18 protein-coding genes are annotated in these 20,208 nt (G+C 70.1%); 10 read left to right on the top strand and 8 right to left on the bottom strand.

Annotated elements, in window-relative coordinates; translation table 11 throughout:
• The first annotated feature begins 12 nt into the window (after positions 1-12).
• The 6 genes from G4Z16_RS07230 to recX all read left to right on the top strand — a co-directional run bounded on the left by G4Z16_RS07230 (position 13) and on the right by recX (position 4,547).
• On the top strand, positions 13-849 hold the full coding sequence (locus G4Z16_RS07230; RefSeq protein ID WP_197349885.1) for an AraC family transcriptional regulator: 837 nt from the start codon (positions 13-15) through the stop codon (positions 847-849).
• A gap of 117 nt (positions 850-966) precedes the next feature.
• Positions 967-1,800 (top strand): AzlC family ABC transporter permease, encoded by an 834-nt coding sequence (locus G4Z16_RS07225; protein ID WP_197349883.1) that lies wholly within the window; start codon positions 967-969, stop codon positions 1,798-1,800.
• Complete coding sequence (locus G4Z16_RS07220; RefSeq protein WP_028437489.1) at positions 1,797-2,111, top strand: AzlD domain-containing protein; 315 nt, start codon at positions 1,797-1,799, stop codon at positions 2,109-2,111. Before G4Z16_RS07225 ends, G4Z16_RS07220 begins: the two co-directional genes overlap by 4 nt.
• A gap of 46 nt (positions 2,112-2,157) precedes the next feature.
• Positions 2,158-2,352, top strand: coding sequence for a DUF3046 domain-containing protein (locus tag G4Z16_RS07215; RefSeq protein ID WP_197349881.1), 195 nt, complete (start codon positions 2,158-2,160; stop codon positions 2,350-2,352).
• Between the two features lie 242 nt (positions 2,353-2,594).
• Positions 2,595-3,728, top strand: coding sequence for a recombinase RecA (gene recA / locus G4Z16_RS07210; RefSeq protein ID WP_197349879.1), 1,134 nt, complete (start codon positions 2,595-2,597; stop codon positions 3,726-3,728).
• A 3-nt stretch (positions 3,729-3,731) separates the two neighbouring features.
• Positions 3,732-4,547: a recombination regulator RecX gene (gene recX, locus G4Z16_RS07205; protein WP_197349877.1), complete on the top strand. Its 816-nt coding sequence runs from the start codon at positions 3,732-3,734 to the stop codon at positions 4,545-4,547.
• A gap of 220 nt (positions 4,548-4,767) precedes the next feature.
• Here the strand turns inward: recX and G4Z16_RS07200 are convergent, their stop codons facing one another.
• The 5 genes from G4Z16_RS07200 to G4Z16_RS07180 all read right to left on the bottom strand — a co-directional run bounded on the left by G4Z16_RS07200 (position 4,768) and on the right by G4Z16_RS07180 (position 10,395).
• Complete coding sequence (locus tag G4Z16_RS07200; protein ID WP_197349875.1) at positions 4,768-6,585, bottom strand: FAD-dependent monooxygenase; 1,818 nt, start codon at positions 6,583-6,585, stop codon at positions 4,768-4,770.
• Positions 6,586-6,811: 226 nt separating this feature from the next.
• Positions 6,812-7,681: an amino acid ABC transporter permease gene (locus G4Z16_RS07195; protein ID WP_197349873.1), complete on the bottom strand. Its 870-nt coding sequence runs from the start codon at positions 7,679-7,681 to the stop codon at positions 6,812-6,814.
• The gene (locus tag G4Z16_RS07190) at positions 7,678-8,325 is read right to left on the bottom strand and encodes an amino acid ABC transporter permease (protein ID WP_197349871.1); all 648 of its coding nucleotides are present in this window, start codon (positions 8,323-8,325) and stop codon (positions 7,678-7,680) included. The genes G4Z16_RS07195 and G4Z16_RS07190 overlap by 4 nt, the downstream gene beginning before the upstream one ends.
• A 152-nt stretch (positions 8,326-8,477) precedes the next feature.
• Positions 8,478-9,398, bottom strand: a complete 921-nt coding sequence (locus tag G4Z16_RS07185) for a glutamate ABC transporter substrate-binding protein (protein WP_197349869.1) — start codon at positions 9,396-9,398, stop codon at positions 8,478-8,480.
• 220 nt (positions 9,399-9,618) lie between these two features.
• On the bottom strand, positions 9,619-10,395 hold the full coding sequence (locus tag G4Z16_RS07180; RefSeq protein ID WP_197349867.1) for an amino acid ABC transporter ATP-binding protein: 777 nt from the start codon (positions 10,393-10,395) through the stop codon (positions 9,619-9,621).
• A 275-nt stretch (positions 10,396-10,670) separates the two neighbouring features.
• Here G4Z16_RS07180 and G4Z16_RS07175 point away from each other — a divergent pair, with 275 nt between their 5' ends.
• Positions 10,671-11,390: a response regulator transcription factor gene (locus G4Z16_RS07175; RefSeq protein WP_197349865.1), complete on the top strand. Its 720-nt coding sequence runs from the start codon at positions 10,671-10,673 to the stop codon at positions 11,388-11,390.
• A 29-nt stretch (positions 11,391-11,419) separates the two neighbouring features.
• The gene (locus G4Z16_RS07170; protein ID WP_197349863.1) at positions 11,420-12,895 is read left to right on the top strand and encodes a sensor histidine kinase; all 1,476 of its coding nucleotides are present in this window, start codon (positions 11,420-11,422) and stop codon (positions 12,893-12,895) included.
• Between the two features lie 158 nt (positions 12,896-13,053).
• On the opposite strand, the gene G4Z16_RS07165 is transcribed toward G4Z16_RS07170, so the two are convergent.
• The 3 genes from G4Z16_RS07165 to G4Z16_RS07155 all read right to left on the bottom strand — a co-directional run bounded on the left by G4Z16_RS07165 (position 13,054) and on the right by G4Z16_RS07155 (position 17,292).
• A complete protein-coding gene (locus G4Z16_RS07165; RefSeq protein ID WP_197349862.1) occupies positions 13,054-16,098 on the bottom strand; it encodes an alpha-mannosidase in 3,045 nt (1,014 codons plus the stop codon).
• Between the two features lie 94 nt (positions 16,099-16,192).
• Entirely contained in the window at positions 16,193-16,453 is a 261-nt protein-coding gene (locus tag G4Z16_RS07160) for a DUF397 domain-containing protein (RefSeq protein WP_197349860.1), read from the bottom strand.
• Positions 16,450-17,292 carry a helix-turn-helix domain-containing protein gene (locus tag G4Z16_RS07155; RefSeq protein ID WP_197349858.1) on the bottom strand — a complete coding sequence of 281 codons (843 nt, stop codon included), beginning with the start codon at positions 17,290-17,292 and terminating at the stop codon, positions 16,450-16,452. Before G4Z16_RS07155 ends, G4Z16_RS07160 begins: the two co-directional genes overlap by 4 nt.
• Positions 17,293-17,447: 155 nt before the next feature.
• Here G4Z16_RS07155 and G4Z16_RS07150 point away from each other — a divergent pair, with 155 nt between their 5' ends.
• Both G4Z16_RS07150 and G4Z16_RS07145 read left to right on the top strand, forming a co-directional pair.
• Entirely contained in the window at positions 17,448-17,915 is a 468-nt protein-coding gene (locus G4Z16_RS07150) for an ATP-binding protein (RefSeq protein WP_197349856.1), read from the top strand.
• Between the two features lie 204 nt (positions 17,916-18,119).
• Positions 18,120-20,114 (top strand): P-loop NTPase fold protein, encoded by a 1,995-nt coding sequence (locus tag G4Z16_RS07145; protein ID WP_197349855.1) that lies wholly within the window; start codon positions 18,120-18,122, stop codon positions 20,112-20,114.
• Positions 20,115-20,208: the final 94 nt, after the last annotated feature.

Here is a 20,208-nt window from a genome sequence, read left to right as displayed (position 1 = left end):
ATGGGAAGGCGCATGGGAACTGGTGAGAGCGCGCGGCACTGGCAGCATCCGCAGCTGCCGGACGTCGATCTGCTGCGCGCCCGCTATCTGCGCAAGACCTTCCCCCGGCACACGCACGACGCCTATGTGATCGGGGCCATCGCCGAGGGCGTGGAGGCCTTCGAGCACAGCGGTGCCGAGCACCGTGCCGGTCCGGGCGGACTCGCGCTGATCAATCCCGGTGTCCCGCACTCGGCACACGCGGGCAGCCCCGAGGGCTGGCGCTACGACGTGCTCTATCCGGCACCCTCGCTGGTCGCCCGCATCGCCGCCGAGACGACATCGCTCCGCGGCACTCCCGGCTTCGTCACCGCCTCCGTCGACGACCCCGACAGCGCGGCCCTCGTCGCCCGCGTGCACCGCGCCGCCGAGGGCGGGCAGGCACTCACCGCGGACAGCCTGATGCGGATCGCGATAGCCCGGGTGCTGCGGCTGTACGGAGGTCCGATCCCGTCCCGGCCCGTCGCCACGGCGGGAGCTCGCACGGCCGAGCGCGCACGCGCGGTCCTGGAGGAGCGGATGGCGGACCCTCCCACCCTGGAGGCACTCGCGGGCGAGCTGGCCACCGGCACCTTCGCGCTGCTGCGCGCGTACCGCGAGCGGTACGGGATGCCGCCGCACGCCTGGCTGACCGACGCCCGTGTGCACCGGGCACGCAAGCTGCTCGACGCCGGTGTGCCGCTCGCGGAGACCGCGGCCGCGGTGGGGTTCACGGACCAGTCGCATCTCAGCCGGCACTTCGGGCGGATCGTGGGCGTGCCGCCCGGCGCCTACCAGCGTGAGCGTCTGCGGCCCGGCCGGACTGCCTGAGAGGGAGTGCTCGCGTCCGTCCCGGCGGTGCGCTCTCCCTGAGCGCGACGTCCCTGAGCGGGCGGGAGCGCAAGAACGTACAAGACCGCTGTCGGCCCCCGTGGTTAGCGTGAGGCCGTGCTCGAACAGAAGAACGGCTCACAGCTCGGCGCCGGCCCGCCGTCCGGCAACGGACCCGACGACCGGGCCGTCGTACGCGACGCCCTCGGCGTGGGCATCGCCGTCGGGCTTTCCGGATTCGCCTTCGGGGTGACGGCGGCCGGTGCGGGCATCAGTCTGCCCCAGACGTGCGCGCTCAGCCTGTTCGTCTTCACCGGCGCCTCGCAGTTCGCTCTCGTCGGTGCGCTCGCGGCGGGCGCGAGCCCGCTCACCGCCGCAGCGGGAGCCTTCTTCCTGGGCGTGCGGAACGCCTTCTACGGGCTGCGGCTCGCCACCCTGCTGCGGCTGCCGGGCGCGATACGTCCCTTCGCCGCCCACATGGTGATCGACGAGACGGCGGCGGTGACGCTCGCCCAGCGCACCCGGCGGGGAGCGCGGATCGGCTTCACCGTCACGGGCTTGACCCTCTTCGTGCTGTGGAACCTCACGACGCTGCTCGGGGCGCTGGGTGCCGGAGCTCTGGGCGACACGAAGACATGGGGACTGGACGCGGCGGGCCCCGCGGTCTTCCTCGCGCTGCTGGCGCCCATGCTCAGTTCGACGTCCGCGCGCGCGACCGCCGCCCTCGCCGTCGCTCTGGGGCTCGGGCTGCTGCCCGTGCTTCCGGGCGGTGTGCCGGTGCTGCTCGCGGCGCTGGCGGCGCCGGCGGTACTGCTGCTGCGGGGACGCAGGGATCAGAAGCGCGACCGGGCCCGGGAGCCGGAGCCTGACGCGGCCGCAGGTCCGCAGGCGCGGACCGGCACCGAGGCCCCCGGCGAGGACGGCCGGCAGACGGGGGAGGAGCGGCGATGAGCGTGTGGATCGCGATCGGCCTGACGGCTCTGGGCTGCTACGCCGCGAAGCTGCTGGGATTGTCGGTGCCGGAGGGAATGCTGGAACGCCCGCTCGTCAAGCGGCTGGTGACGCTGCTTCCGGTCGCTCTGCTCGCCGCGCTGACGGCGCAGCAGACCTTCAGTGAGGGCGGTGCGCTGCTGCTGGACGCGAAGGCCGCGGGGCTGGCCGCGGCAGCGGTGGTGCTGTTGCTGCGCGCACCCTTTCTCGTCGTGATCGCGGCGGCTGTGCTGGTCACCGCGGCGGTACGGGCCCTGGGCTGGGCTCCGTGAGGGGAGGTCGGACGGCCGGACGGGCGCCGGGCTGGATACTGGTCGTATGCGGTTGACGGACTTCTGGCAGCGGATGGCGGACCACTTCGGCGAGTCCTATGCGGACTCCTTCTCGCGTGACCATGTGATGGCCGGTCTCGGCGGCCGCACGGTGCGCGAGGCCCTGGACGCCGGCTGGGACGCGAAGGACGTCTGGCGGGTCGTGTGCGCCGTGATGGATGTGCCCGCCGACAAGAGGTGACCGGCCGTCGTGCTGTCGCCGGGCCGGCCCAACTCGCCCTTTTGAGCAGGGATTTCGGGAGTTTTCCACAGAATCTCGGAGTACCTTGACGCCAAAATCGAACATCGATTCTCATGGAGGCCCTGGCGGGTACTCCCGCTCCCGCCCACCCGGCCGAGGAGCAGGGGCCGGGCCGATTGTCAGTGGCAGACGCTAGCGTCTTGGACGTGAAGCGATCGACTCAAGCAAACCGGGTGGCACCCATGGCAGAAACCGACCGCGAGAAGGCGCTCGAAACCGCCCTCGCGCAGATTGAACGGCAGTTCGGCAAGGGCGCCGTGATGCGCATGGGGGAGCGGCCGAACGAGCCGGTCGAGGTCATCCCCACAGGGTCCACCGCCCTCGATGTGGCACTCGGCGTCGGAGGTCTCCCGCGCGGCCGAGTGGTGGAGGTGTACGGGCCGGAGTCCTCCGGCAAGACGACCTTGACGTTGCACGCGGTGGCCAATGCCCAGAAGGGCGGCGGCACTGTCGCGTTCGTCGACGCCGAGCACGCACTCGACCCCGAGTACGCGAAGAAGCTCGGTGTGGACACGGACGCGCTGATCCTCTCCCAGCCGGACAACGGCGAACAGGCGCTGGAAATCACGGACATGCTCATCCGCTCCGGCGCGCTCGACCTGATCGTCATCGACTCCGTCGCCGCACTCGTTCCGCGGGCGGAGATCGAGGGCGAGATGGGTGACTCGCACGTGGGTCTCCAGGCGCGGCTGATGAGCCAGGCGCTGCGGAAGATCACAGGTGCGCTCAGCCACTCCAAGACCACGGCGATCTTCATCAACCAGCTGCGCGAGAAGGTCGGCGTGATGTTCGGCTCGCCCGAGACGACGACGGGTGGGCGGGCGCTGAAGTTCTACGCCTCCGTGCGGCTCGACATCCGCCGGATCGAGACGCTCAAGGACGGCACGGACGCGGTGGGCAACCGCACCCGCGTCAAGGTCGTCAAGAACAAGGTCGCCCCGCCCTTCAAGCAGGCCGAGTTCGACATCCTCTACGGGCAGGGCATCAGCCGCGAGGGCGGGCTGATCGACATGGGCGTGGAGAACGGCTTCATCCGCAAGTCCGGCGCCTGGTACACGTACGAGGGCGATCAGCTGGGCCAGGGCAAGGAGAACGCCCGGAACTTCCTTCGGGACAACCCCGACCTGGCCAACGAGATCGAGAAGAAGATCAAGGAGAAGCTGGGCATCGGAGTGGCGCCGGAGGAGCCGGGCGGCGAGCCCGGTGCCGATGCCGCCGGCGCTGCGGCGCCCCCGGTGGACGGTGCCGCCGACGCGGCCAAGACGGTCCCCGCGCCGAAGGCGAAGGCTCCCAAGTCCGCTGCCGCGAAGAGCTGATCCGTGACACGGCGCACCCAATGGCCGGTCCAGGAAGACAGCGGTGGCTCCACTTCGTCGAGGGCCGAGGCGGGGCCACCGCGTACGACACGCAGCTCACGCAGGCGTACGTCCGGCCCGCGCCTCGGCGACGGGGCGCTGCCGGGCGACGCCGAAGAGGAGGGCGAACTCCTCGGCCACGAGGGCGAAGGCCAGCTGGGTGAGGAGGTCGGCGAGCACGCCGAGGGGCACCAGGAAGGCGCCGACGACGGGGCCCCGGAGGAGGACGGGGAGAGCACTCCGTCCCGGCGTGCCCAGGACGCGGGCCCGGAGCAGGATCCGGCGGAGCGCGCACGAGCGATCTGTCTGAGACTGCTCACCGGCACGCCGCGCACGCGTCGGCAGCTCGCCGATGCGCTGCGGAAGCGGGAGATCCCCGACGAGGTCGCCGAGGAGGTGCTCTCCCGCTTCGAGGAGGTCGGGCTGATCGACGACGTCGCCTTCGCCGACGCGTGGGTCGAGTCCCGGCATCACAGCCGCGGGCTGGCCCGCCGGGCCCTTGCCCGGGAGTTGCGTACCAAGGGGGTGGAGCCCCAGGTCGTCGAGAACGCCGTCGGGCAGCTCGACGCAGAGCGCGAGGCGGAGACGGCACGCTCGCTGGTGGAGGGCAAGCTGCGCTCCACCAGGGGGCTCGACCGCGAGAAGCGCATACGGCGGCTCGCCGGGATGCTGGCCCGCAGGGGCTACGGCGAAGGGCTGGCGCTGCGCGTGGTGCGGAAGGCGCTGGAGGAGGAGGGGGAGGACCCGGAGACGCTGGACCGGTTCCTGCCCGACGACTGACCCGGAGCCCGTGCCCTCACGGGGCAGGCGCCGGGTGTGCGTCGCCAAGGCCCTCGGCCGTGCTCCGGCTGGGTACGAGCGCCTTGGCCGCGCACGGGGGCCTGTCTCTGCGCCCACATTCGCGCCTGCGTCCCGGCCGGGTGCCCGCATCCGCACGTCGGCGCAGCGTCGGAGCGTCGGGGGCGGCGCGCAAAGCCCCTTCCCCCCCCCGTGCCCGGGTCTAGCGGCGGGTCCTGCGATACGTGGCCGGCTGCTTCCCCGGGAGCGTGCCGCCCCGCACCGCGTCCGCGCACGCCCGCAGCTCGGCGGTGCGCGGCCCGGGCAGGGCAGCCACCAGATGACCGTCGGGCCGTATGACCAGCACGGTGTGGGCCGCCGCGCCCGGGTACTGCTCCGTCACCAGCAGCTGGGCCTTCAGCGGCAACGCGTCCACGGCCGCGGCCAGTTCGGGCATCATCCCGGCCGACAGCCAGTGGCGGCTGTCCCACACGGCCGTACCGGGCGCGACGAGCAGCACGAGCAACTCACTGCCAGAGCCGCACAGTTGCCCGCGCAGCCTCCCGCGCTCCCCGTCCAGCGCGATCACCGGCACGTCGTCAACGGGGGCCCCGGGCGGTGTGCCCACAGGCACCGTTTCGACCGCGTTCACCGGCGGAGTGAGCGGCGAGCGCCTGTAGGTGGCCGGACCTCCCAGGAGCCCCCGCCCCAGATGCCCGTCGGTGAGCAGTTCCATCGGCGTGCGGGCGCCGCCGCCCGGCAGCATCGACCGCAGCCCTCCGCCCTCCCGGCGCACGAGCGGAAGTGCCTGGTCGACGGCGCGCAGCCGGGCGCCGACGGCTCCGCGCCGCTCCGTCTCGTAGCTGTCCAGGAGCACGTCGATGGCGTCCCGGTCGACGCGCGGCCCCCGCACGCCGTTCGCCTCGTGCCAGGCAAGCGCGAGTTTCCAGGCGAGGTTGGCGGCGTCGCGCAGCCCCTCGTCAACCGACTGGACGCCGAGCGCGCCGACGAGATGGGCCGCGTCGCCCGCGAGGAACGTACGCTCCACACGCCACCGGCGTGCGAGCCGCTGGTGCGAGGTGTGGACCCCGGTGTCGAGGAGTTCGTACCGCACGGCCCCACTCCCGCCGGAGCTTCCGCGCCCCCGGCCGCTGTCTGCGTCTGCGTCTGCGTCTGCGCTCCAGTGTCCGAGGGTGACCTGCACGCGCTCCAACAGGGCCTCGGGTGTGACGAGTTCGCCGCGTGGCGGGAGGAGCCAGTCGAGCCGCCATACGCCGTCGGGCAGCGGACGGGCCGTCACCTCGGCCTGCGGCCTGCCCGCCCGGCCCCGGCTCCCGGCACCCAATTCACGGTGGAGCAGCGCCTGTTGCTCCCACGGCAGCTCCGCGCGCAGCGCGGCCACGGCATGCCGTTCCACGGCGGTGCGCCCCGCGAATCCGACGCCGAGGAGTTTCCGCACGGTCGACCGCGCGCCGTCGCAGCCCACCAGATAGCTGCCGCGCCACCATGTGCCGCCCCGGCCCGCGCCCGCGGCTATGCCGCCCTCCCGTCCGGTGGCGACAGAGTCCCCCGTGCCGTCGCCGTCGTCCTGATCGCCGGCCGGCGCGGCCGAACCGCGCGGGCGTGTGTGCGCGGTGACGCCCGTCGCGTCCTGCTCGATGATGTCGACATGGCTGCGGGTGACGACGTGCGCGAGCTTCTCCCTCGCGAGCGCGGCCCGCAGCCCGCGCTCCAGCGCGTGCTGCTCCAGGTGGACCGGTGAGGTCTCCTCCGTCAACTCGATGTCCTGGACGAGCTGTTGGCGCCGCCGCGTGCTCCAGCGCGTCCAGCGTGCGCCGGGAACGGTGGCGTGCGGCGCCGCCGTCGCCGCCAGCCAGGAGGCGGTGTCGGGGCGCAGCACACAGCTGCGGGCGGCGCGTTGGGTGACCTCGCCGTCGCTGTTGTCCAGCACGAGTGAGGGGACGCCTGACCTTGCGAGCGCCAGCGACAGCGCGAGCCCTGCCGGCCCCGCGCCGACGACGATGACTTCGGACTCGCTCACGCGCCGGTCCCCGTGCGGTGAAGGGCACTGCGAACCGCCCGGCCCGCACACGCGGTTGAGGAGGGAAAAGCCGGAACGGGTGGAGCACAGCGCGCGATCACAAACGTATGCAACCCAGTGCCAGGTCACCCGTCAAGCTGAGCCGGAACGGCGGGAGCGGCGGCCCGGACACATGGTGACAAGTCCGGTCCGCCGCTCCAGCGACTGCGCTGCCGCGAGAACCCCGTCAGGCCACGTTCCCGACGCCCGCGCCCTCGGGGGTCGCGGTCTGCGCGTCGGCCACCTTGATGCCCGTCTTGGCACGCCGGCCGCGCCGCTCGATCCAGTTGGCGAGCGCGGAGAGCGCGAGGCACATGGCGACGTAGATGGCACCGAAGACCAGGACCACCGGCACGTACGGGTTCTCCCCGTCGACCAGGATCGTGCTGGCCATCTGCCGCCCGGCGTAGAGGAGTTCCTCGTAGGTGATGACGAAGCCGAGCGAGGTGTCCTTCAGCGTGACGACGAGCTGGCTGACGATCGTCGGCAGCATGGACCGCACGGCCTGGGGGATGAGGACCGTCGTCATCACCTGGGTCTTGCTCATGCCCAGCGCGTACGCTGCCTCGCTCTGCCCCTTGGGCACGGCGAGGATTCCGGCGCGCAGCACCTCGGCCTGCACGGCGCCGTTGTAGAGCGTGAGGCCGATGACGACGGCCCACAGCGGCTCCTTGGTGAAGAACCCGACCCACAGCACGTAGATGGTGATCAGCAGCGGTACGGCCCGGAAGAGTTCGATGACGCTGGTGGCCACCCAGCTGACCGGCCTGTGGTCGGACAGGCGCCCCACGGCGAGGACCACGGCGAGCAGCAGCGACAGCACGCCCGCCATCGCGAATGCCTCAAGGGTGCTGACGAGGCCGTTGACGATCGAGTTGCGCACTCCCGCGTAGTTGAAGATGTCCCACATCGCCCCGTCCAGCTGGCCCTTGGCAGACAGCCGGTAGACGATGAAGGCGACCAGCGCCGCGAGCGCGGCGGAGCCGACGACGGCGAAAGTGCGGTTGCGCGCGCGGGCCTTGGGCCCCGGCGCGTCGAAGAGTACGGACGAGCTCATCGGGCGACCTCCAGCCTGCGCTCGAGCAGCCGGAAGAAGCCGCTGACGAGGAAGACGAGCACGAGGTATGCGAGGGCCACCCAGACGAAGATGACCATGACGTTGAAGCCCTTGTCGCTCAGCACCTTCTGGACGCTGAAGAGTTCGGGGTTGTTGAAGGCGCCGGCGATGGCGGAGTTCTTCGTGAGCGCGATCATGATGCTGCTCAGCGGGGGGATCACGGTCCGGGTCGCCTGCGGCAGTACGACCATGCGGAGCGTCTGGACGAACGTCATGCCCAGACTCCGCGCGGCCTCGGCCTGGCCCATCGGCACCGTGTTGATGCCGGAGCGCACCGCCTCGCAGACGAACGACGAGGTGTAGAAGCCCAGCGCCAGCACGCCCAGGACGTAGGAACTGATTCCGGGGAAGACGATCTGCGGCAGTACGAAGAAGGCCACGAGGAACAGCAGCGTCAGCGGCGTGTTCCGCAGGAGCGTCACCCACACGGTGCCGAACGCGCGCAGCGGCGGCACCGGCGAGACCCGGAAGCCGGCTATCAGTACGCCGAGTACGAGCGCGAGCACGGCACTCGCCGCGGTCAGTGAGACCGTTCCGATGAATCCGTCACGGAACAGGTCCAAGTGGTCGAGCAGAACATTCATAGGGTCTCCGCAGGGCGGTCAGGGAAAGCCGCGTCCCGTACGCCCGCCCGCGAGGACGGGCGTACGGGACGCGGTGCGGCGCCGGCCTGCCGGTCAGGCGTGACCGCCGCGCGAGGTGGGATGAGCCGTCGGACGCGCCGTCGGCCGAGCCGTCAGTCGCGCTCCAGGGCCGGCGGCTCCTGGTACTTCGAACCGGAGCGGCCCAGCGTCGCGTCGTAGGCCTTCTTGTAGCTGCCGTCCTTCTGGTGCGCCTCGACGGCGTCGAGCACGGCGTTCTGCAGCTCCTTGTCGCCCTTCTTCAGACCGATGCCGTACGGCTCCTCGCTGAAGGTCTCGCCGACGACCTTCAGCTTCTTCGGACGCTCCGCGGCGTAGCCCTTGAGGATGGCGTCATCGGTGGTCATGGCGTCGACCTGGCCGTCGATGAGCTGCTTGACGCAGTCCGTGTACTTGCCGAACTCGACCGGCTCGGCGCCGTACTTGGACTTGTTGTCCTTGAGGTTCTGCAGCGGCGTCGAGCCGGTGATCGAGCAGACCTTCTTGCCCTTGATGCTGTCCGGGCCCTTGATCGACTTCTCGTCCTTGCGGACCAGGAGGTCCTGTCCGGCCATGTAGTACGGGCCGGCGAAGCTGACCTGCTTCTTCCGCTCGTCGTTGATGGTGTAGGTGCCGACCATCAGGTCGACCTGGCCCTTGGAGATCGCGGTCTCGCGGACGGAGGAGTCGATGGTCTTGAACTGGATGTCCTTCTCCGCGAAGCCGAGGTCGGCGGCGACCATCTTCGCGACCTCGATGTCGAAGCCCTCGTACTTCTTGGAGGAGGGGTCCTGGAAGCCGAGGTAGGGCTGGTCGGACTTGGCGCCGATGATCAGCTTGCCCCGCTTCTGCGCCTTCTCGATCACGGGGGAGTCGATCTTGACGTCCTTGGCGACCTCGTACTTCGGAAGCGCCTTGGTGTCCGTGTCGCCGCCTGGCTTGTCGCCGGCGGGGCCTTCCTTGCCTCCGCAGGCTGTGGCGGACAGGGCGAGAGTGAGGACCACGGCCGCCGAGGCGGCGGTCTTACGGAACTTCATGATGGGCATCCCTTGCTCGGTGTTCTGCTGGTCGGCGGTCGTTGCGCCACCGGTCGTGCGGGTGCCGGCCCCTCGGATCCGCTGCCCGGGTCCGGCCTCCCGGCTGCCGGTGGGGTGGCAGCCGGACGGCCGGCGAACCTGGCGGCGGGTGGGCCGGCGGTCGTTGCGGGGGGCGTCTGGGTCTGGATCGGATCTGCTCGGAACTCCGCTCAGCGGCACATCAGTGGTGAAGGATCTTCGCCAGGAAGTCCTTCGCCCTGTCACTGCGGGGGTTGTTGAAGAACTGGTCCGGTGTCGCCTCCTCGACGATCCGGCCGTCCGACATGAAGACGACCCGGTTGGCAGCCGAGCGCGCGAAGCCCATCTCGTGGGTGACGACGACCATCGTCATGCCCTCGTCGGCGAGCTGCTTCATCACCTCGAGGACCTCGTTGATCATCTCGGGGTCGAGCGCGGAGGTGGGCTCGTCGAAGAGCATCACCTTGGGGTCCATGGCGAGCGCGCGGGCGATGGCCACCCGCTGCTGCTGACCGCCGGAGAGCTGTGCGGGGTACTTGTCGGCCTGGTTGCCGACGCCGACGCGGTCCAGGAGGGCCCGCGCCTTCTTCTCGGCAGCCTGCTTGTCGGTGCGGCGGACCTTGGTCTGCCCAAGCATCACGTTCTCGAGCACCGTCTTGTGCGCGAAGAGGTTGAACGCCTGGAAGACCATGCCGACGTCCGCACGCAGCTTGGCCAGCGGCTTTCCCTCCTGGGGCAGCGGCTTGCCGTCGATCGAGATGCTGCCGGAGTCGACCGTCTCGAGACGGTTGATGGTGCGGCACAGCGTGGACTTGCCCGACCCCGAGGGCCCGATGACGACGACGACCTCTCCGCGCGCGATGGTCAGGTCGATGTCCTGGAGTACGTGCAGCGCACCGAAGTGCTTGTTGACGTTGTCCAGTACGACCAGCTTGTCCGCAGCGGGAGCGGCTTCCCTGGGCGCCGGTACTTCGCTCATCGGCGTGTAGCTCCGTCCTCGTCGGTTGCGAGGACACTAATGAGCGACCGTGGCCAGCGTCATTACATCTGAGGGGAAATTGAGCATAACGATCCCGTCGCGGAACGGACCCGGCCGCACCGTGACCTCGGAATCCGTAGTCTGTCGTACCGGCTGCATAACAGAACCCCGCGAGCGACCGGGAGCCCCTTGACTCACCTGCGCCGATGCGGGTTGATGCAGTGCCGCGGTGTGTCCGCCGCGGACCCGGAACGGCATCACGGAGGGAGGCCCGGGTGAGGTTGCTGCTCGTCGAGGACGACAATCACGTCGCCGCGGCGCTCTCGGCCGTGCTCGGGCGCCATGGCTTCGACGTGGTGCACGCCCGCAGCGGCGAGGAGGCCCTGCGTGAGCTGCTGCCCTCGGACGACGTGGCTCCCTTCGGGGTCGTGCTGCTCGACCTGGGCCTGCCCGACCAGGACGGCTTCGAGGTGTGCGGCCGCATAAGGAAGATCAGCTCCACGCCCGTGATCATGGTGACGGCGCGCGGCGGCGTGCGCTCCCGCATCCACGGCCTCAACCTCGGTGCCGACGACTACGTGGTCAAGCCGTACGACACCGGGGAGCTGCTCGCCCGCATCCACGCCGTCAGCCGCCGTGCCGCCTCCGAGGAGAGCGCCGAGACCGCGCGTGACGAGGGCACCCCGGCGGAGAGCACCCTCCGTGTCGGTGCCGTCACCATCGAGCTGCCGACGCGGCAGGTGTGCGTCGACGGCGACTCCGTGGCGCTGACGCGCAAGGAGTTCGACGTGCTGGCCCTGCTCGCCCAGCGCCCCGGCGTCGTCTTCCGGCGTGAGCAGATCATCAGCGAGGTCTGGCGCACCAGCTGGGAGGGCACCGGGCGGACGCTGGAGGTGCACGTGGCGTCGCTGCGCTCCAAGCTGCGCCTGCCCGCACTGATCGAGACCGTACGAGGCGTCGGCTACCGCCTCGTCGAGCCGCAGCAGACGGCTTAGGCCTACGGACCCGGGGGCCACAAGAGACCATGCACGCCCGTCTGCTGCCACTGCTGATCGTTCTGCTCACCGGTGTGCTGCTCGCCCTCGGCTTCCCGCTCGCCATGAGCCAGGCCGCCACGGAGCAGCAGCGCGTCGTCGTCGACCGCATCGACGACACGGCGCGCTTCGCGGCTCTCGCCCAGTTCGTGGCCTCCTCGCCGGACGAGGGTGAGCGCCGCGCCATACTCCAGGACGAGCTGGACCGCTACCACTCGCTCTACGGCATCGAGGTCGGCGTCTTCCTCCGCGACGGTCGTGCCCTGGGCGTCGCGCCCGGCGGCTGGGAGGTGCCCGACTCCGGCCAGGGGGCCGACGCCTTCGCCGAGGCGCTCGCGGGACGCCGCAGCCACGACCCGGAGCAGGTCTGGCCATGGAAGGACAATCACATCGCCGTCGCGTCGCCGGTCATCCGTGACGGCGACGTGGCCGCCGTGGTGCTCACCGAATCGCCGACCGGACACCTGCGCTCGCGCATCCTTCAGGGCTGGCTCCCGATCATCGCGGGCGAGGCGACGGCGATGCTGCTCGCCGTCGGGCTCGCGCTGCGCCTCACGGGCTGGGTGCTGCGTCCCGTACGGACGCTGGACCGTGCCACCCACGAGATCGCCGTCGGCCAGTTCAAGTCCCGCGTCGCCGCGTCGGGCGGGCCGCCGGAGCTGCGGCGCCTGGCGCGCTCGTTCAACGAGATGGCCGACAACGTCGAGGGCGCGCTGGAACAGCAGCGCGCTTTCGTGGCCGACGCCTCGCACCAGCTCCGCAACCCGCTCTCCGCGCTGCTGTTGCGCATCGAGCTGCTCGGTCTCGAAATGCCCGAGGCGGACGAGGAGTTCAAGTCCGTGCAGGCCGAGGGGAACCGTCTGGCGCGGGTGCTGGACGACCTGCTCGACCTGGCTCTGGCCGAGCACGCCTCCGCCGATCTCCGGCTCACGGACGTGGCGGAGGTGGCGGCCGAGCGCGTGGAGGCGTGGCTGCCCGTCGCCGAGATCAAGGGCGTCGTGATGGAATCGGCCGGCCCTCAGGCAGTGACGGGATGGGCCGACCCCGTCGCCCTCTCCAGCGCCCTGGACGCGGTCGTCGACAACGCGATCAAGTTCACGCCGGAGGGGGAGCGGGTCACGGTGAGCGTCTCCCGGGACGGCGAGAGCGTGGTCGTGGAGGTCGCCGACCACGGGCCCGGGCTCAGCGAGGACGAGATGGAACGCATCGGCGACCGCTTCTGGCGCAGCAGCCGGCACCAGAACATCTCCGGTTCCGGGCTCGGGCTGTCCATCACCCGGGCGCTGCTCGCGTCGGGCGGCGCGACACTCACCTACGCGCACAACGAGCCGAAGGGCCTGTGCGTCCTGATCACCGTCCCGCGCAGCAGGCCGACGACGGACGACGCGGGAAGCGACGTCGATGCGGGCAGGGAGGTCGTCTCCCTCACGAAGCGGCCGCAGGAGTCCGCGGGCGCGGACACCTGACGTCCGAAGCGGACCGCCTCACGTACGAAGGCGACACCTGACGCGACGCGGGCGCGCGATGCGAACGGCCCGGCCGCGGAAGGGAGTTCACCGCCGAGGCCGGGCCGTTCGCACATGGCGTGCCTTACTGCCCCTTCGCTCCTACTGCCCCTTCGCCGTCACTGCCCCTTCGCCCTGGCGAAACGCAGCGTGAGGATCTGGAACGGGCGCAGGGTGACCTCCACGGAACCGTCCGCCGACAGCTCGCGCGTGGCGGCATCCGGCAGCGGACGCTCCAGCAGGTCCGTCTCGCTCACCGAGGTGACCGGCGTCCCCGTGGAGAGCACCGCGTGCGCGCGCCCGCCGTGCGACTCGTACAGGCGCACCACCAGATCGCCGCTGCGGTCGTCCGCCAGCTTGAGAGCCTCGACGACCACCTGGTCGTTGTCGACACCGACCAGCGGGGCGACGGTGCCGCCGGCTCCCCGGACCGTGCGCTCCGGCAGATTGATCCAGTGGCCCTCCCGTACCGCATCGCCCACGGTCGCCCCCGGCGCGAGCGCGAACCGCAGCCGGTGCGATCCCTGGTCGGTCTCCGGGTCCGGGTAGCGGGGCGCGCGCAGCAGGGACAGCCGCACGGTGGTGGTCTGGCCGCCGTCCTCGCGGACCGTGCGGGTGACGTCGTGCCCGTACGTCGAGTCGTTGACCAGCGCCGCGCCCCAGCCCGGCTCCTCGACCTGCAGCCAGCGGTGCGCGCAGATCTCGAACTTGGCCGCCTCCCATGAGGTGTTGGTGTGTGTCGGACGGAAGACGTGCCCGAACTGCGTCTCGGCCGCCGAGCGGTCGGCCTTCACATCCAGCGGGAAGGCGGCCTTGAGGAACATCTCGCTCTCGTGCCAGTCCACTTCGGTGTCGATGTCGAGCACCTTCGAACCGGCGCGCAGCGTCAGCCGCTGCACCACGCTCGAAGCGCCGAAGGAACGCACGACGCGGACGGTGGCCCGGCCCTCGCCGGACTCGGACAGCTCCAGCTCGTCCGTGCCGGTCAGGTCCGTGACGTTGTGCCGGTAGAAGGCGTCGACGTCCCAGGCGTCCCAGTGGTTGGGCAGATCCGGGTGCACCTGGAGGAGGTTGGCCGCCTCACCCGGCGCGACGCTCTCGCGGCGGGCGTCCTTGTCGTACGCGGAGACGACCAGGCCCCGCCCGTCGACCTCGATACGCAGCAGCCCGTTGGCCAGCACCCAGCCGCCGCCGGGCCGTTCCTCCGCGGTGACGGGCGTACCGCCGGTGCGCTCGCGGGCGGGAGCCGCCCCGCCGGCGGCCACGCCGTCGCGCGCGTGCGGTGCGGCGTTGAAGGTGACCGGGACGTCGCCCTCGCCCGCCAGGGCGGACTGCGCCGCCGCGATGATCTCCTCCAGCTCCGCACGCACACGCGCGTACGTCTCGCGCGCCTCACGGTGCACCCAGGCGATCGACGAGCCGGGCAGGATGTCGTGGAACTGGTGCAGAAGCACCGTCTTCCACAGCTCGTCCAGCTGCTCGTACGGATAGGTGTGCCCGGTGCGCACGGCCGCGGTCGCGGCCCACAACTCGGCCTCGCGCAACAGGGATTCACTGTGCCGGTTCCCCTGCTTGGTCTTCGCCTGCGAGGTGTAGGTGCCGCGGTGCAGCTCCAGATACAGCTCCCCGGCCCACACGGGCGCCTTCGTGCCGTACTCCTCATGCGCCTTGGAGAAGAAGGCCGAGGGCTTCTCGACCGTCACCCGCGGCGAGCCCTCCAGGTCCTTCAGCCGCTCCGCCCGCGCGAGCATCTCCCGCGTCGATCCACCGCCGCCGTCACCCCAGCCGAAGGGTGCGAGCGAACGCGAACCGCCGCCCTTCTCCTGGTAGTTGCGGGCGGCGTGCGCCATCTCGGCGCCGGCCAGGTCGGAGTTGTAGGTGTCCACCGGCGGGAAGTGCGTGAAGACACGCGTGCCGTCGATTCCCTCCCACCAGAAGGTGTGGTGCGGGAACTTGTTCGTCTCGCTCCAGGAGATCTTCTGCGTCAGGAACCACTTCGCCCCCGCCAGCTTCACGATCTGCGGCATCGCCGCCGTGTAGCCGAAGGAGTCCGGCAGCCACACCTCCCGCGTCTCGACGCCGAACTCCTCCAGGAAGAAGCGCTTCCCGTAGACGAACTGCCGGGCCATGGCCTCGCCGCCGACCATGTTCGTGTCGGACTCGACCCACATGCCGCCCACCGGCACGAACTGGCCGTCCGCCACCTTCTTCTTCACCTTCGCGTAGACCTCGGGCCGGTAGTTCTTGATCCACTCCAGCTGCTGGGCCGAGGACATGGCGAAGACGAAGTCGGGGTGGTCGTCCATGAGGTTGACCATGTTCGACGCCGTACGGGCCACCTTCCGTACGGTCTCGCGCAGCGGCCACAGCCACGCCGAGTCGATGTGCGCGTGCCCGACGGCGCTGATCCGGTGCGCCGACGGACGTGCCGGAGTGGAGAGCACACCGCTCAGCGCGGCGCGTGCCCGGGAGGCGTTGCCAACGATGTCATGAACGCCGAGAGCGTCCAGCGAATCCTCGATCGCACGCAGCAGCTCCCATCGCCGCGCGTCCTCCAGCGGCAGCTCCCGCATCAGCGAACCGGCCACCTCCAGGTCCTGCACGAGCTCCCAGACCTCGGCCTCGAAGACGGCGAGGTCCATCCGCCGCAGCTGGTAGAGCGGGCGGTCGCTGGAGGTGAGCTTGTCGCCCTGGTACGTCGGCGTCTGCGGTGTGTTGACGATGGGGTTCGCCGCCGCCTCGACGAACAGCTCCACGGTTTCGCCGCCGGCGGCCGCATCCGCGATGCGCACCCAGTCGTTGCGGGGGTTGAGCGCTTTGACGGCTTCACCGTCGGCCCGGTAGATCAGGCCCTCGCACTGGAAGCCCGGCATGTTCCGCTGAAAGCCGAGATCCAGCACCGCCTCGACGGTCCGGCCCTTCCACTCCTCCGGCACCCGCCCGGTGACCTTGAACCAGGTCGTACCCCACGCCGGGCCCCACCGCTCACCGGCCTTCGATGGCCCGTACGTGGCGGCGAGCCCTTCCGCCACGGGTACGGGCTCACCCGGGACGTCCCAGCGCTCGACGGTCAGAGGCAGGGGGCTGCTGTATACGGCTGGCTTGATGCGTTCGGCCAGGACACGGCGAAGGCGGTCCTCGACGATGCGGCGGTCGTCGTGCATGGCGGCTGCTCCGATCTGCGGGTCCTCTGGTCCTCGTACGTTCCACCTGGTGAGGAGCCTGCCATCCCGCTGGCCGCGGCGACAGCGTTGTGTTTCAGCCCGCGGTGGCGTATTGGAGGAACTGCGTCCAGCCGCTTCGCGGCACGGTGAGCTGGGGACCCTGCGGGTCCTTGGAGTCCCGGACGTGCACGGAGGAGGTCGCGTCGGCGACTTCGACGCAGTTGGCGCCCTCGCTGTCGCTGTAGCTGCTCTTGCGCCAGGCGACTTCGACGCACTCGCCGCCTTCGTTGTCGCTGTAGCTGCTTCTGACCCAGATCAGCTCGCCCTGGCGGCGAACGGCATCTTCGTCGGTCATCTCTCTCCCAGCAACTGCTCGATGAACTCCAGAGATTCACGAGGCGTAAGAGCCTGCGCTCGGATAATCCCATATCGCGCATCGATGATCCGTACGTCGCAGTGTTCTGTGAACCACGTGCTGCGTCCCTGGCTTTCCGTGTACGCAACCCTTGGCTGATCTGCTGGTTCCAGGAGAGTCATCGCACCGACCAGACCGGCATGCTCCTCGCGGTGGGTCGGCATGACCTGAATTTCGACGTGTCGCAGCTGCCCGACCCTGAGAAGGTGTCTCAGTTGTTCACGAAGCACGGGCATCCCGCCCAGGGGCCGCCGCAGCACCACTTCCTCGATGACGAAGCTGAGAACCGGCGGCGGTTGCCTGTCCAGGGCAGCGTGGCGGGAGAGTCGTGCCTCCACCTGCTGCTCGATCTTCTCTTCGGTGAGTGCGGGCCGACGCATCGTGTAGATCGCTCGCGCGTAGCCGTCGGTCTGCAGCAAGCCAGGGATCACGTGGTTGCTGTACGTGTGGATCTCGACTGCATCGGCTTCCAGCGTGGCGAACTCCCGGAATCTCGCCGGGTATCGAGCTCGGTCAAGGTCGTCCTGAACGGCCCTCAGCAACCCGCCCGCGTCCAGAACCCGTTCCGCCCCGTCGATGAACTGCGGCTTCGGTGCGCGGCGGCCCCGCTCGACCGACGAGACCAAGTCGACGCCGTAGCCGATGCGTTCGCCGAGTTCCGCCTGCGTCAGTCCCGCCCGTTCCCGCAGGAACTTGATCTGCCTGCCGATCGCCCTCAGCAGCGGATCCACCGCGTCCCCGGTCTCCGTCCGCTGCGCTACGTGTTCGCCCTCGCTCATGCAGCGTCACCCCCCTCGTGCCCGTACTCAACGGAGGCGCCGCGGCCCCGTCACTGCTGACGCGGCGTACAGCCGCGCGGACGCATCGGTACGGGGGCACCTCGTACCGGCCGATCCCCTCGACCGATCATGTCCGGACGGCCACTCTCTGTGACGTGAATACCGAGATCGCCCCGACCGAAATCAGTGCGCCCGTCCACCAGTTCGCGCAGCTGTTCAGCTCGACGCCCCGAGGAGCCCGCCTCGCCCGTCTGATGGGAACCGAGCAACTGGCGGCGTGGGGCTGGCCGTACGACGACGAGGTCTCACGGACCGGCACTCTGCTGGTCGCCGAACTGGCCGCGAACGCCGCCACCCACGGGCGCGTGCCCGGGCGCAGCTTCCGTCTGCGTCTGCTGACCGGCCCGGGTCTTCTCCTTCCCGCCACGCTCCGGGTCGAAGTCGCCGACGCCGGGCAGGAGTTCGACCCCGTCCCATCTCGATTGCCGCCCGAGGACTCCGAGGCGGGGCGCGGCCTGCTGCTCGTCGACACGCTCGCCACCCGCTGGGGCGTCGTCCCGAGAGACCCCTCGGGAAAGACCGTGTGGGCCGAATTGGATTTCGGCGCAGCCGGAGGGATCTGAGCGCTGCCGATCCCGTCGTGCGGACAGGGCGGGCGCCCGGTGCAGGGCTGCTGCTCCACGAAGGGGACCTGATCGGTCACACGTGCAGCGGGCGCCGTCGGGGCGACGCGACGGGAATGCTCGACTCCCTCCGCACGTACGGGAGTTGGCTGCCTGCAACTACGATGGCGGCGGTTTCGCTGGCGCACACAACGGGGGCACGCCGTGGCCGGGATCGACCCGCAGCAGTTCTCACTGATCAACGACGAACCCGTCACCGACGGGCAAGCAGATCTGCTGGGTGCCCGCGGCCCCGCCGCACAACTGGCCAGGCTTCTGGTCGACTCCCGCAGCTCCACGCCCCTCACCCTGGCCGTCGACTCGGGCTGGGGCACCGGCAAGAGCAGCCTGATGCGTCTCGTCGACCTGGAGTTGACGCAGACTCACGGGGTGCGAACGGTCTGGTACAACGCCTGGACCTCCACCGGCGCGGACATCCTCGAGGGCCTGATCAAGTCCGTCCTGCTGCGGTTCGACAAGCGCGTCCTGCGCCGTACCGTTCAGAGGGTTTCCGACCACGGAACCGTCCTGAAGCTGATCCGCGCTTCGTTCCTGCTGGTCGCGGGGATGTTCGGCCTGAGCCCTCTGGTGAACGAGCTGTGGAAGGGACTGTCCGTGAGCCCGCAGGCCCGCAACGAGATGCGGGACGCGATCAGGGACGCGGTGAAGGAGCGCGTCGAGGCGGGCGAATTCGCGCCCGAGCAACTGCTGGTCGTTTTCATCGACGACCTGGACCGCTGCTCGGAGGAGACGGTTCTCGCGGTGTGCGAGGCCGTGAAGGTCTATCTGGACGTGCCCGGGCTCGTGTTCGTCATCGGCTGCGACCGCTCGGCACTCGCGTCCAACGGACTGCTGCGTGATCTGTCACCCGCCGGCTCGGCGTTCATGGAGAAGATCTTCCAGACGACCTACCGGATTCCCGTGCCGGACGGCACCGGAATCGAGAAGTTCATCGACCGCTGCGCGAAGCAGTCCGGCATTCAAGTGGTGCTGAACGCCGATCTGATCTCCCTGATCGCCGAGCGCTCCGGGCGCAATCCGCGGCGGATCAAGAAGCTGATCAACGGTTTCGTGCTGGAGGTCGGACTCAACCCGCTGTGGCAGGACTTCGTCCGCGAGGACGCGCGCAGCGTGATCAGCACCCTGGTGCTCCAGCACTTCTACCCCGACTTCTACAGGATGCTGGTCAGCAGCAGCGACGCGGGCGGCGACTACGGTGACGTGCTCACCGAGTTCCAGATGTACCGCAAGGTCCGGTTGCGGCTTCGGCTGCGGCCCCGGCAGGTCGAGGACGGGATGGCAAGCGACGAGGAAGTGGCGGGCTTCTTCGCGCAGCATCTGGTTCGGCAGCCTTCGCTGGCCGACATGGACTCCTGGAAGGAGAACCTGGAGGAACTCGAGCAGGAACTGCCGCGGGAATTCCCGGACTTGGTCACAGACAGCGGATTCACCTCACTCGTCGACGACTTGGAGCGGCAGCCCCGGTACGAGGAGCTGATCCAGCGGATCCGCCAACGCCCCTCGCAGATCGAGGACTTGGAGCAGCCGCAGGCGTATGAGCAAGTGATCCAGCAGCTCCGGCAGCAGCCGTTGCCCTCCACCGCCGAACAGACCGTGGGGGTCCCGTCGCAGCAGTACCAGTACCAGCCTCCGCCGCAGTACCAACTGCCGCAGTACCAGGCGCCCCAGTACGGCGCCCCGCCTCTCGCGGACCTCCCCGGGGCACGTGTCCCGCAACCGCTCGCGGACATGAGCATCCTGTGGATCGACGACAACCCGGCCAGCGTGGAGCTGGACGTCAGCGCGATGCGGCGGGCCGGAGCGTATGTCGAGGTCGTCGAGGACCGGACGGAGGCGGAGCGCCATCTGGCAGCCGGGGACCACGATCTGCTGATCTCCGACATCACTCGCGGCACGGACCGCGAGGCCGGGTTCAAGGATGTCGAAGGTCTTCGGCACGGAGGCTTCTACACGGGGCCGGTGATCTTCTTCACCGGACGCGTCACGCCCGCGCGCGAGGCAAGGGCCCAGCAGTTGGAGGCGGAGATCACGGCGGGTCCGGACAAGTTGCAGCAACTTGTCGCCAGGGCCGCGCAGGAGCGCCGCTCGCGGGGGAGTTCAGCGAGCTCCGCGGTCGCGCCCGGCGACTCGTCCGCATGACCCGTCGGCCCTGGTAGGGGCAGAGTCCCTTCAGAGGGGGCGAACCCCTTCGTCACGACGGTCCGCGTCAACATGCGGTGGTGCGGCAGGTCGA

Origin of the sequence: Streptomyces bathyalis (genome assembly GCF_015910445.1) — a bacterium.
GTDB lineage: Bacteria > Actinomycetota > Actinomycetes > Streptomycetales > Streptomycetaceae > Streptomyces > Streptomyces bathyalis.
This window is presented reverse-complemented; position numbering and strand designations above follow the sequence as displayed.

Excerpts from the sequence above, each read along its gene's own strand:
- G4Z16_RS07230 (WP_197349885.1), top strand. The coding sequence starts at position 13 with ATGGGAACTGGTGAGAGCGCGCGGCACTGGCAGCATCCGCAGCTGCCG.
- G4Z16_RS07220 (WP_028437489.1), top strand. The coding sequence starts at position 1,797 with ATGAGCGTGTGGATCGCGATCGGCCTGACGGCTCTGGGCTGCTACGCC.
- G4Z16_RS07215 (WP_197349881.1), top strand. The coding sequence starts at position 2,158 with ATGCGGTTGACGGACTTCTGGCAGCGGATGGCGGACCACTTCGGCGAG.
- recA (WP_197349879.1), top strand. The coding sequence starts at position 2,595 with ATGGCAGAAACCGACCGCGAGAAGGCGCTCGAAACCGCCCTCGCGCAG.
- G4Z16_RS07195 (WP_197349873.1), bottom strand. The coding sequence starts at position 7,681 with ATGAGCTCGTCCGTACTCTTCGACGCGCCGGGGCCCAAGGCCCGCGCG.
- G4Z16_RS07190 (WP_197349871.1), bottom strand. The coding sequence starts at position 8,325 with ATGAATGTTCTGCTCGACCACTTGGACCTGTTCCGTGACGGATTCATC.
- G4Z16_RS07185 (WP_197349869.1), bottom strand. The coding sequence starts at position 9,398 with ATGAAGTTCCGTAAGACCGCCGCCTCGGCGGCCGTGGTCCTCACTCTC.
- G4Z16_RS07180 (WP_197349867.1), bottom strand. The coding sequence starts at position 10,395 with ATGAGCGAAGTACCGGCGCCCAGGGAAGCCGCTCCCGCTGCGGACAAG.
- G4Z16_RS07170 (WP_197349863.1), top strand. The coding sequence starts at position 11,420 with ATGCACGCCCGTCTGCTGCCACTGCTGATCGTTCTGCTCACCGGTGTG.
- G4Z16_RS07165 (WP_197349862.1), bottom strand. The coding sequence starts at position 16,098 with ATGCACGACGACCGCCGCATCGTCGAGGACCGCCTTCGCCGTGTCCTG.
- G4Z16_RS07160 (WP_197349860.1), bottom strand. The coding sequence starts at position 16,453 with ATGACCGACGAAGATGCCGTTCGCCGCCAGGGCGAGCTGATCTGGGTC.
- G4Z16_RS07155 (WP_197349858.1), bottom strand. The coding sequence starts at position 17,292 with ATGAGCGAGGGCGAACACGTAGCGCAGCGGACGGAGACCGGGGACGCG.